11 protein-coding genes are annotated in these 11,970 nt (G+C 35.7%); 1 reads left to right on the top strand and 10 read right to left on the bottom strand.

Going from position 1 to position 11,970, the window contains the following annotated elements:
• Window positions 1-35: 35 nt before the first annotated feature.
• From AC1Q8L_RS19730 to AC1Q8L_RS19720, 3 genes are all read right to left on the bottom strand, one after another.
• Window positions 36-662 (bottom strand): FMN-dependent NADH-azoreductase, encoded by a 627-nt coding sequence (locus AC1Q8L_RS19730; RefSeq protein WP_000246722.1) that lies wholly within the window; start codon window positions 660-662, stop codon window positions 36-38.
• Between the two features lie 191 nt (window positions 663-853).
• Entirely contained in the window at window positions 854-1,501 is a 648-nt protein-coding gene (locus tag AC1Q8L_RS19725; protein ID WP_000695797.1) for a response regulator, read from the bottom strand.
• Window positions 1,502-1,521: 20 nt separating this feature from the next.
• Window positions 1,522-3,093, bottom strand: coding sequence for a GAF domain-containing sensor histidine kinase (locus tag AC1Q8L_RS19720; protein ID WP_000488132.1), 1,572 nt, complete (start codon window positions 3,091-3,093; stop codon window positions 1,522-1,524).
• 134 nt (window positions 3,094-3,227) lie between these two features.
• On the opposite strand from AC1Q8L_RS19720, the gene pdxK reads away from it, so the two are divergent.
• Window positions 3,228-4,052, top strand: coding sequence for a pyridoxine/pyridoxal/pyridoxamine kinase (gene pdxK / locus AC1Q8L_RS19715; RefSeq protein ID WP_000174259.1), 825 nt, complete (start codon window positions 3,228-3,230; stop codon window positions 4,050-4,052).
• Window positions 4,053-4,137: 85 nt separating this feature from the next.
• On the opposite strand, the gene AC1Q8L_RS19710 is transcribed toward pdxK, so the two are convergent.
• From AC1Q8L_RS19710 to AC1Q8L_RS19680, 7 genes are all read right to left on the bottom strand, one after another.
• The gene (locus AC1Q8L_RS19710; protein WP_098311682.1) at window positions 4,138-5,193 is read right to left on the bottom strand and encodes a GGDEF domain-containing protein; all 1,056 of its coding nucleotides are present in this window, start codon (window positions 5,191-5,193) and stop codon (window positions 4,138-4,140) included.
• Window positions 5,194-5,342: 149 nt separating this feature from the next.
• Complete coding sequence (locus AC1Q8L_RS19705) at window positions 5,343-5,546, bottom strand: YbdD/YjiX family protein (RefSeq protein WP_000914502.1); 204 nt, start codon at window positions 5,544-5,546, stop codon at window positions 5,343-5,345.
• The gene (gene cstA, locus AC1Q8L_RS19700) at window positions 5,539-7,614 is read right to left on the bottom strand and encodes a carbon starvation protein CstA (protein WP_000854318.1); all 2,076 of its coding nucleotides are present in this window, start codon (window positions 7,612-7,614) and stop codon (window positions 5,539-5,541) included. The genes AC1Q8L_RS19705 and cstA overlap by 8 nt, the downstream gene beginning before the upstream one ends.
• Window positions 7,615-7,736: 122 nt before the next feature.
• Entirely contained in the window at window positions 7,737-8,453 is a 717-nt protein-coding gene (locus AC1Q8L_RS19695; protein WP_000698246.1) for a LytR/AlgR family response regulator transcription factor, read from the bottom strand.
• 218 nt (window positions 8,454-8,671) lie between these two features.
• Window positions 8,672-9,871 (bottom strand): MFS transporter, encoded by a 1,200-nt coding sequence (locus tag AC1Q8L_RS19690; protein ID WP_000521106.1) that lies wholly within the window; start codon window positions 9,869-9,871, stop codon window positions 8,672-8,674.
• Window positions 9,872-10,086: 215 nt separating this feature from the next.
• Window positions 10,087-10,827 carry a WecB/TagA/CpsF family glycosyltransferase gene (locus tag AC1Q8L_RS19685; protein WP_000290751.1) on the bottom strand — a complete coding sequence of 247 codons (741 nt, stop codon included), beginning with the start codon at window positions 10,825-10,827 and terminating at the stop codon, window positions 10,087-10,089.
• 21 nt (window positions 10,828-10,848) lie between these two features.
• Window positions 10,849-11,958, bottom strand: coding sequence for a glycosyltransferase family 4 protein (locus tag AC1Q8L_RS19680; protein ID WP_001221224.1), 1,110 nt, complete (start codon window positions 11,956-11,958; stop codon window positions 10,849-10,851).
• Window positions 11,959-11,970 lie beyond the last annotated feature (12 nt).

The raw sequence follows: 11,970 nt of genomic DNA, 5'->3' as shown, positions 1-11,970 counted from the left end.
AATGCTGCTTTTTCGAGTGACGATTATAATTTTAATTAAAATTTACTTGCTACTTTAGCTGCTTCTTCAAGACCTGTAGCAATGATTTCTTCTGCTTTATCTGGGAATTGGTTATGTCCTTCAATAATTACTGTTTCCATGTTTGTTGCGCCGAAGAAGCCCATCATACTTGCTACATACTTAACAGCCATTTCTACCTCAGCTGCTGGACCTTCTGAATATACGCCGCCTCGTGCATTTAATAATGCAATCTTCTTATCACCGATTAGGCCAACTGGACCCTCTGGCGTGTATTTGAACGTTTTACCAGCACGGTTTAAATAATCAATATACGTGTGTAGCACTGCTGGAATCGTTAAGTTCCATAATGGGAAGCCGAAAACAACTTTATCAGCTTCTAGGAATTGATTTAAATACTTATCAGCAACTGCTACTGCTTTTGCCTCTTCTTCTGTTAAATCAAATCCTTTACCTGCCTTGAATGTACCATTGATCATGTCTACACCTACATATGGTAATTCTTCTTTATATAAATCCAGTTCTACTACTGTATCATTTGGGTGTGCTTCTTTATAGTTTGCTAAAAATGCCTCATATAGTTTTACACTAACTGCTTGTTCCGCTGGACGGTTGTTTGCTTTAACGAATAAAACTGTTGCCATTATTTCTTCCTCCTAATACTCACTCTTATGTTGTTATATGCTTTCAAAAAAGGTATCCCTTGTAATTGTTGTTTTGTTGCTTACAAACATATTTTATCTTTATATCAAGACAATTTCGTCCTCACATAGACGTATTTTTCCATAAAAAAAGTCCACCTTCTAAAGGCGAACTAGGTCTTACGACTTTTGTCTTATAAAATTCCATTTTTCACTGCATATAACGCCGCTTGCGTACGATCGGATAAATTTAATTTACTCAAAATGCTACTTACATGCGCCTTAACCGTCTTTTCTGTAATAACTAAAACAGATGCAATTTCCTTATTGCTCATCCCTTTTGCTAATAGTTGCAACACCTCATTTTCTCTCGCTGTTAGCACATCCACTTGAATAGAATGTTCTTCTTCCTTTTCTTCTACAGGTAATGTTTGAGAGAGAAGAGCATTTGCTATATCCGGATGTAATTGAATATTACCTTTATATGCACTTCGAATAGCCTCAACAAGCTGATCCGGTTCTACATCTTTTAAAATATACCCACTTGCTCCAGCCCTTAATGCAGGTAACACATGCGCCTGATCAGAAAAGCTAGTTAATACAATTACTTTCACATTTGGATACTCTTTTTTAATATATGCCGTCGCCTCAACACCATCCATTTCAGGCATATATAAATCCATTAATATAACATCAGGATTTGTTTCTCCTACTTTCACTAACGCTTCTTTCCCATTATTCGCTTCTCCAACTAACTCTAAATCTTCCTGTGTACTTAAGAAAAATGCTAATCCTTTTAAAACGACTGTATGATCATCAACTAACAATACTTTTATTTTCACAAACTTCCCTCATTTTCACATCATAATGGTACATTTACTTTTACGCTCGTTCGTTTATTACTACTTACAATTTTAATTGTTCCACCAACTAATTCTACTCTTTCACGCATCGTAGTCATACCTAGTGATTTCTTTTCTTTTATATTCTTTTCCACAAAGCCCTTTCCTTGATCAACTATTTCTAATGATACATTTTTCTCATTCACTGTAAAATAAATCGTCGCTTCTTTTACACCTGCATGCTTACTTACATTGTTCAGTGCTTCTTGGCCAATGCGCCATAAAGCTTCTTCTACTACACGAGGTAAATCACGAACACCCGTAACTTGCTCCCTAATTTTCAGTCCCAAATTTTCACCGTACTGCTTTAGAGCTGGCAATAATCCTTTTTCTAATCCTGCTGGACGAAGCTGCCAAATTAATGTCCTCATTTCTTTCAAAGCTCCTTGTGCAAGTTCACGCATCTCATGCAAAGATTGATCTACCTTTTCATTTTTACCTTTTAAAACTGCCTCGGCGCCTTTTGTCATGAAGGTTAATGAAAATAATTTTTGCGAAACAGAATCATGTAAATCTCTTGCTAATCGGTTTCTTTCTTCCATTCGTACAAGTTCACGGCGCTGCTCGTTTAACCTCAAATTCTCTATTATTAACGAAACATGGTTTGATAGCGCTTGAATTACATCTATTGTATTAGCATCAAACTCTCCATTATTCAAGCTAACACATAAAACACCAAATATATGGTTTTGAATATGTATTGGCGTAGCAATAACAGTTTGATTTAGATGCACATTATGCCCTATTTGATGTTTTATTAGAACTGGTTCATCTTGCTCTAACGCCTTGTTGGCCGCCTCTTTCACTTCCTCTTGTAACTCTTCCTGAACGTAAGACGCTCGCAGAGATAATTCTTTTTCCTCCCTAATAAAAAGCGCTACTTGATTCCATTGAAATACTTCACCTACGTGATTTACCACCTTTTCAGGTAATACATTAAACTTATGAATCGTTTTTAAATCTTGAATGAAACGCTCTAATTTCACATAATAATGTGCTCTTCTTTTTTCATTTTCATATAATTTTGTTCGCTTTAAAGCCGTACCAATTTGGAAAGCAACCGATTGGAGTAATACTAATTCTTCTTCCGAAAAATGTGTTTTACCCGGACTTGCAACATTTAACAACCCAAATTTTTCTCCTCCAGCTTTTAAAGGAACCGTAGCATGATGAAGAATGCCCTCCGTATCTCCCCAATTATATTCAATTGCATTATTAATTCTTTTACATTCAATAATATTAACGGCTCTCTCTAATTTCCCATCTACAAAACCCCGTAAACACCAACACTCACCTTCGCACATCGGGCGTTTATTTTCATATGTAAGTGCCTCTGGTAATTGGTAATCAATCAACTTCGTATACTTCCCATTTTCATCTGCAAGAAAAATCCATCCTGTCGTTAAGCCTGTCACACTTAGTAATTTCTCTAGGACAGCTTGCAATACATGATACGTATCATTTGATGTATTTAATGTTTCTGCAATTTCCTTTAATATAACTAATTCATTTGTACGATTATCTCGAAACATACTCAGTCTCCTGCATACAAGATTTTAAATAGCTCTTAAAATAAATCATCTACTTTTCACTTTGTACTTATTCGTAACATTGATATAATGGTGAAAACATAGTTTTCATTATATCACTTGAGGGGGCTTTCATAATGACATTAAATAAAGCACTTACTATCGCTGGTTCTGACACAAGTGGCGGTGCTGGTATACAAGCAGATTTAAAAACATTCCAAGAACTTGGCGTATACGGAATGACATCTCTTACAACAATCGTAACGATGGATCCACATAACGGTTGGGCACATAACGTATTTCCAATCCCAGCTTCTACATTAAAACCACAATTAGAAACAACAATTGAAGGTGTTGGCGTAGATGCTTTAAAAACAGGTATGCTTGGATCAGTAGAAATTATTGAAATGGTTGCAGAAACAATCGAAAAGCACAATTTCAAAAATGTAGTAGTTGACCCTGTTATGGTATGTAAAGGTGCAGATGAAGCATTACATCCTGAAACGAACGATTGCTTACGTGACGTTCTTGTGCCAAAGGCATTAGTTGTAACGCCAAACTTATTTGAAGCTTACCAATTAAGCGGTGTGAAAATTAATTCTCTTGAGGACATGAAAGAAGCAGCGAAGAAAATCCACGCTTTAGGTGCCAAATACGTACTAATTAAAGGCGGAAGCAAACTTGGTACGGAAACTGCAATCGACGTCCTATATGATGGAGAAACATTCGAACTTCTAGAATCAGAAAAAATCGATACAACCAATACACACGGTGCAGGTTGTACATATTCTGCTGCAATTACAGCAGAACTTGCAAAAGGAAAACCTGTGAAAGAAGCAGTAAAAACTGCTAAAGAATTCATCACAGCCGCTATTCGTTACTCATTCAAAATTAACGAATACGTAGGTCCAACTCACCATGGTGCATATCGTAAATTCGTTGTATCAAAAGAACTTGTCTAATATATAAATAAAAACACTCACAAGGTTCATACATTGACTCTGTGAGTGTTTTTTATAAGCTTTATGTCTTCTGGTCATCTTATCTTTAAGATGCAGAACTAACCTTATTTCTACCATTTCGTTTCGAGTAGTATAACGCATCATCCGCCGCTTGAATAAATTGCTCTGATGACCCTTCATACTCTGAAACCCCTACCGAAACCGTAATTTTTATTTTTGTTCCATCTAACAATTGAAATGGGTGACTTTCAACAGCTGTACGAATTTGCTCGCCCATACAAATTCCGTAAGCTAATCCCTTATTCGGTATCAAAAGCGCAAACTCCTCTCCACCCTTTCGAAAAGCCAAATCTGGAAATTGTGAAGTTTCTCGTAAAATACATCCTACTTGTTTTAACACTTCGTCCCCTGCAGGATGCCCGTACGTATCATTTACATACTTAAAGTGATCAATATCTATAAGGAGTAAACAAAGCGAATCATTTTTCATGTTCTTATTACTAATATGACAATTCATCTCTAAATCAAACTGTCTTACGTTTCCTAAACCTGTCAATGCATCTATCGTTGCGTATTGTTTCATCTTTTGAAATAACTCATTAGATTGTAAAACATAGTTTGTACTTACGAATGTTATGTAACCTGTAGTAATACTTGAAATTAAATATAGTACAACTACAGATATATCATTAAATAATATATACATCGGTACTATCAAAATAGAAAGGCAGTATACGTGTAACCATACTAACTTTAACGTAATCGAAGTTTGTATTCTTGCAATAAAGATAACACCAATTCCACTTAGTAGAATTGTATAGCAAGCCAATTCGGCAGCTAAAGAGTACTCAGTAAAAATTAGCCGAGTAATTAAAATTATAGTAACTGTTATACTACTAGCTACCGGACCTCCAACTATAATTGCCAAAATAACGGCTAAATAACGTAAATCCAACATAATATCTTCAATGTGTACACCAAAATGCATTAACAGTACACCTAATATTCCAGTAAAAATACCGATTACACACTTCTGCAAAAAAGAGAATCCTTCTTTTAACGGCTTATCTCTTAAAAGCTGACCTCCAACAAAAATAAAGGAAATAATAATTGTTGTATTTACAAATAAGTCCCTTAACATAAAATAATCTCCCTACTTTTCCATCTATCCCCTTCCTCACTTTATTGTATACGAAATCCCTATAATTCCCAAAGTTTTTTGTTTATTTTTTTGCTGTTCCACGTGAAACAGCAAAAAAAATAAAAAGGGCGAAAACTCGCCCTTTTTCATTAACAACAGCGTGATATTTTTCCACCCTTTGCGTTAAATCTTGCTTCTTGTGCCTCAGCAAAAAACTGCTTTTGACATACAATCTCTTCTTCTGGATGATGCTTTTTCATATGCTCTACGTATATTTCATAACTTGGTACCCCAACGAGCAAACTAATAAAGCGCTTCCTTTCCCCCCATACTTGCCACAGCTTTTTAAGCATAGTTCCTCGACTCACTTTCATCTCTAGGAATATATGGTGCCTCTTTTAACGGCATTGGCTTATTTCTTAATACTTGTATCCAAATTCGAAGTGCTGAAATTAACACAGCGATTACAACTATCATAAAAATCCCACAAAGCGCTGCATCGATATAATCATTAAAAATAATTTGCTTCATTTGAGTAACATTTTTAGCTGGTGCTAACACTTTCCCTTCATCTAACGCTCCCTGAAACACCTTCGCGTGAGATAGAAATCCGATTTTAGGATTTTCATGAAATAGCTTTTGATAACCAGCTGTCATTGTTACAATAAGCAATCCCACAGTTGGAATAAGTGTTACCCAAACGTACGCCTTTTTCCCCATTTTGAACAAAATTGTCGTTCCAAGTAATAATGCAATACCTGCTAGCATTTGATTTGCAATACCGAAAAGTGGCCATAATGTATTAATTCCACCGAGCGGATCTATTACCCCTTGGTATAAGAAATATCCCCACCCTAATACACATAACGTTGTAGCTATTACATTAGCTAATGTAGAATCTGTTTTCGCAAACGGCTTATATACATGTCCTAAAATATCTTGAATCATAAATCGTCCTACACGAGTTCCTGCGTCAATCGTTGTTAAAATAAATAGGGCTTCAAAAAGAATGGCAAAATGATACCAGAATGCCATCATCGCCGTTCCACCTATTACTTGTGAGAAAATATATGCCATACCTATTGCTAACGTTGGTGCTCCACCTGTACGTGATAAAATTGTTTGCTCTCCAACATTTACAGCAAGTTCTTTTAATTCATTTGGTGTAATAGCAAATCCCCATGAAGAAATAACTTGAGCTGCCTGCGATACATCCGTACCAATAAGTGCCGCCGGACTATTAATCGCAAAATAAGTTCCTGGCGTTAATACACAAGCTGCAATCATTGCCATCGCTGCTACAAATGACTCCATTAACATTGCTCCGTAACCAATTGGCTGTGCATGTCCCTCTTGCTCAATCATTTTTGGAGTTGTACCAGATGAAACGAGAGCATGGAATCCAGAGACCGCACCACAGGCAATCGTAATAAATAAAAACGGGAATAAATTACCGGAGAAAACAGGACCAGTTCCATCAATAAATTGCGAAACTGCTGGCATTTGTAAATTGGGTGCTACAATTAAAATACCTATCGCCAATCCAACGATTGTTCCAACTTTTAAAAATGTACTTAAATAATCACGTGGTGCTAATAGCATCCAAACTGGTAATGCAGATGCAATAAATCCATATACAATAAGCATAATAGCAATTGTTTCACCACTAAATGTGAACATACTTGCAAGTGTTGGGTTTTCTGCTACATACTGTCCTCCAATAAGAGATAAAATAAGTAGGATAATACCAATTACTGACCCTTCTCCAACACGACCAGGCCTAATATAGCGCATATAAACTCCCATTAAAATAGCGATAGGAATCGTTGCTGCTATCGTAAACATTCCCCAAGGACTTCCGATCAGTGCCTTTACTACGACTAACGCTAATACTGCTAATAAAATAATCATAATTCCTAAAATACCTATCATTGCAATTAGTCCTGTAACAGGTCCAATCTCATCCTTAATCATTTCTCCTAACGATTTACCATTACGTCTCATCGAAGCAAATAAAATGACAAAATCTTGAACAGCCCCCGCAACAACTACCCCAACAATAATCCAAATGGTCCCTGGTAAATATCCCATTTGTGCTGCTAAAATCGGTCCTACTAAAGGTCCCGCCCCAGCAATCGCTGCAAAGTGATGTCCAAATAATACCCACTTATTTGTCGGAACATAGTCTTTCCCATCGCTTAATGTATGGGCTGGTGTTTGCCGATTATCATCTAAATTAAAAACCTTTCTCGCTATAAATCTACTATAAAAACGATAAGCAACTGCATATACACATACGGCAGCTACTAAGAGCCATACAGCATTAATGGTTTCACCTTGTGATAAAGCTATTACCCCAAAAGCACCTGCTCCTACTGCTGTAATAACGCCCCAAAGTAAGATCGATTTCAATGTCTTCACATACAATTCCCCCAATACTATTTCTTAGTGGAGATTGTACTAAATTTTCTGAATATTTAACTTGAATCCTCCTTATCATGAAGGATTTTCAGTTTATCATGTTAAAATACTCTCATTACCTACTATAATTCAATGTTATTTCGAAGGCGTTTTACATAATTACGACTGACTGGAATCGGTTGCTCATCATACCTATCTAAATACAAATTATACGTGCCATTATAATAAGGTTTCAGTTCTTTTACATATGACATATTAATTAAATAGCTTTTATGCACACGTAAAAAATCATATGCATTTAGCTTATTTTCTAATTCCTGAAGTGTATATGTTGAAATATACTGATTATTCGTTGTGTAAATTGAAACAGTTTTATTTTCTTTATTTTTACTTACATATACGATATCTTCTGGAAGCATATATCGTATACCTTCTTGACTTTCTATCGGTAGTTTCCGCAAATAACTCTTTGCTTTCTCACCTTGTTCTTTACCTATTTTATATAAAAGAAATTGTAAATCTTCTTCACGAAATGGTCGTAATAAATAATAAAATGCTTGGAAACGAAAAGCTGTAATAGATTCCTCTATGTTTTCACCTACAAAAATAAATTTTGTATAGCAATTTATTTCTCGTAATAAACTTGCATATTCAAAACCAGTACCATCTAGTAATTTGGAACTTAAAAAAACAAAGTCTGGTATATGTTTTTTCATCATAAATAAAGATTCTGTTCCTGTCTTTGCTTCAAAACATTCTACATTTCTCATATTTTCAGTGAAATTTTCAGCTAACTCTCTTCTCTCTTCTGCCTCTGCCATGATCAGTAAAATTTTCATTTCTTCAACCACCTAATTCTTTGTCCATATGTCCTGCTGTATACATTCGCTTTTATAAGAAATAATCCCTTTTTCTTACTATACCATTATTTATCTAAAAAAACAGAAAAAAGGAAACCCCTTCGGTTTCCTCTCCCCCTTTATCCTACATTAACTGCCTAGAAAGAGCCAAGTAGTGTAGGGTAATAAACGATCAGGCATACATTTAAAATTTCACTTTATACTAATTCTCGTTGCTTCGTTTCTTGTCCAAGTATTACTACAGCGAATACACCAATTAAAATTGATCCGCAGAAAATCGTAAATATTAATGATAGTGAAGCTTCTGAGGCAACTAAATACCCCACTAATAGTGGTCCAAGAATACCACCAATACGCCCAAACGCTGCTGCCATTCCTGCACCTGTACCACGAATAACGGTTGGATACTGCTCAGGTGTATAGGCGTATAATGCTCCCCAAGCACCTAAGTTAAAGAAGGATAGTAACATACCTGCCACGATTAATACTGTTAATGAATCCGCAACCCCAAACAAATAGGCACTGCAAGCTGTCCCGATTAAATACGTAACCAAAACAAATTTACGACCGAGACGTTCAATAAACCAAGCAGCGGTGAAATACCCTGGAAGTTGAGCTAACGTCATAATAAGTACGTATTGGAAACTTTTTATTAAACTAAACCCTTTTAGCACCATTACACTCGGTAACCAAAGGAACATTCCATAATAGGAAAAGACAACACAAAACCATAGAATCCATAGCATAATTGTTGCTTTACGATATTCCCCAGACCAAACTGATTTTATATTTTCAATAACAGATGGTCTTTTTTCAACTTTTTGGAACCTTGGGGAATCCGGTAAATTCCATCTTAAATATAAAGCATATAGTGCTGGAACTGCACTCAATACCATCGCAACTTCCCAACCATATTTCGGAATAACAAAATACGAGATAAGAGCTGCAATTAACCATCCACCTGCCCAAAAACTTTCTAATAACACAACAATTTTCCCACGCTCATGTGCTTCAACACTCTCTGATACTAGTGTAGAGGCAACCGGAAGCTCTCCGCCAAGCCCCATACCAATTACAAAGCGTAAAACGAGAAACATCGCGAGTGTCGTCGTTAACGCAGTTAAACCACTACCGATAGAAAATAATAATAATGTAATAATAAAGACTGATTTTCGCCCTATTTTATCTGATAGTATCCCAAAAATAAGCGCTCCTACTGCCATACCGATTGAGTTAATACTACCTATCCAGCCCATTTCCTGGCTCGTTAATCCCCAATCCTTTTGCAAGGCTACCATTACAAATGAAAGCATTCCAACATCCATTGCATCAAATAGCCATCCAAGCCCAGCTATACCAAGTAGTTTGCGCTTCGAAATTTCTTTTACCTTGCCCACTAGAAGTCCTCCTCACACAGGTGTCTTTACACATCATTTTACATGTGTGAATTGTATAAGTAAAATACTTTTGTGTAAAAAATTTCTCCTTCATCATTCCCAAAAAGTAAAACGTCTATCCCGATTGGTGAGGGCTAATAATCAGTAGGAATGCCTCACTGATTAAAGTTTCAATTTATTAAAAATGAACAAATAAAAAAAGCAGCGATATTTCGCTACTTTTTCGAACGCATTACTTCTTTTAAAAATTCCGCTAATACTAACTGACGACGCCAGCGTGTTGGATTACTGCATAATCTATAAAACCACTCTAAATGAATCGCTTGAATCCATTTTGGTGCACGTTTTACTTCTCCAGCCCATACGTCTAAACTTCCACCCACTCCAACAGCCATTTTCGTTTCTAAACGATGCTTATTGTTTTGGATAAAGTTCTCTTGTCTCGGGAAACCGAGTGCAACAAGTAATAAATCTGGTTTTGCTTCTTGAATGCGAGAAATAATATTCTCTTCGTCTTCTTGTTTAAAATAACCATCTTGTGTACCGGCGATGGATACAGCTGAATATGTCTTTGTTAAATGATCTGCTGCAGCTTGTACAACATGTGGCTTTGCACCTAATAAGAAAACAGATACTGGTTTACTATCTTCTGATAACTTCGCAAGTAAATTACACATTAAATCAAAACCTGCTACACGCTCTTTTAAAGGTGTACCAAGCATACCACTTGCCTTTACAACCCCAATACCATCAGGTGTAATTAAATCTGTATTCAATAATGTTTGATAGAACTTTTCATCCTTTTTTGCGCACATAACAATTTCAGGATTTGCTGTTACTACCTGAAACGTATGAGTTCGTTCCGCTTCTAGTTGTTCTTTTAAATATTGGACCGTTTCATCCATTGTCATTGTAGAAAAAGGAACGCCTAGAATATCAACTGTTTGTACTGCCATAGTTAACTATCCTCTCTATCATTACAAGTTTTTCGCTATTAATTGCTTATATGTTTCTTTTGTATCTTCATATAGTTTTTGAAGTGAGAAGTTCATAGTAGCATGCTCATAAATATGTTTACCCATTGCTGCTAATTCTCCCGTTTTCCACTTATCATACGCTTCTTCTAAAGCTAATGCTAATGTCTTTCCATCACCTGTTGGCACAATCCATCCGTAAGTTTCATCTACGATTAATGGCTCAATTTCTCCAGCCCTAGTCACAATTGATGGTACACGTTGGTTTGCCGCTTCTAATAAAACTAGTGGGAACCCTTCACTATGGGAAGTTAATAAATTTACATGTGACGACGCAAATAATTGTTTTACATCTTGACGATGTCCTAAAAACTCTACTTTATCGTTAATCCCTTTTTCAGTAGCTAATGACTTTAGATTTTCTTCTAATGGGCCATCGCCAACTAATAATACTTTAATTTTCTCTAATTTTGTTTGTTGTAACGCATCGAATAAAACTTCATGTCCTTTGACGGGATGTAATCGTGCTACTTGGATTGCCGTAAATACATCTTCATCAATATTGAACATTTCTTTTTTATTATAGCCTTCTGCTTTTTCCTGATCGTATTCAATTCCATTATAAATAACATGCATCTTGTCATTTGAAATGCCTAATGCTGCCAAGCTTTTTTTCAATCTATTTGTTACAACGAAAAATAAGTCTATATTTTTTAAGGCTTTCAAATTTAATTTCGTAAAAATCCAACCTTTTAAGCCCTGTTTAGTAAAGTCTTGAAATGGATCACTATGAATAGTCGTTACCCATTTTGCCTTTATTCTCTTTTTCATTAAAGAAACATAGAAATTAGCCCTAGGACCATGTGTATGAACTACATCAAATTTTTCTTTATTAATAAATTCACTTATATTCTTTAAAATGGATAAATCATAGCGCGATTTTTGTGAAAACACATGGACTTTTATCCCTAACTCCCTTGCTTCCTTCGCAACAATTCCATCTTCAAATACTGCTAATTCTACTTCACCAGTTGGAAACTGATCGAGAAGTGAAATAATATGTGTTTTCCCTCCCCCATCTTCTGCTCCTGCATTCATATGCAATATTCTCATATTTTTTCCTCC

The sequence above is a fragment of the Bacillus sp. GW823-FHT06A11 genome, assembly GCF_058795355.1.
The sequence above is the reverse complement of the archived record's forward strand: the minus strand, read 5'-3'. Positions and strand labels throughout refer to the sequence as shown.

What these genes read in the sequence shown, in the direction of transcription:
- AC1Q8L_RS19695 (WP_000698246.1), bottom strand. Translation starts at nt 8,453, where the DNA reads ATGAAAATTTTACTGATCATGGCAGAGGCAGAAGAGAGAAGAGAGTTA.
- pdxK (WP_000174259.1), top strand. Translation starts at nt 3,228, where the DNA reads ATGACATTAAATAAAGCACTTACTATCGCTGGTTCTGACACAAGTGGC.
- AC1Q8L_RS19705 (WP_000914502.1), bottom strand. Translation starts at nt 5,546, where the DNA reads ATGCTTAAAAAGCTGTGGCAAGTATGGGGGGAAAGGAAGCGCTTTATT.
- AC1Q8L_RS19710 (WP_098311682.1), bottom strand. Translation starts at nt 5,193, where the DNA reads ATGTTAAGGGACTTATTTGTAAATACAACAATTATTATTTCCTTTATT.
- AC1Q8L_RS19685 (WP_000290751.1), bottom strand. Translation starts at nt 10,827, where the DNA reads ATGGCAGTACAAACAGTTGATATTCTAGGCGTTCCTTTTTCTACAATG.
- AC1Q8L_RS19720 (WP_000488132.1), bottom strand. Translation starts at nt 3,093, where the DNA reads ATGTTTCGAGATAATCGTACAAATGAATTAGTTATATTAAAGGAAATT.
- AC1Q8L_RS19730 (WP_000246722.1), bottom strand. Translation starts at nt 662, where the DNA reads ATGGCAACAGTTTTATTCGTTAAAGCAAACAACCGTCCAGCGGAACAA.
- AC1Q8L_RS19680 (WP_001221224.1), bottom strand. Translation starts at nt 11,958, where the DNA reads ATGAGAATATTGCATATGAATGCAGGAGCAGAAGATGGGGGAGGGAAA.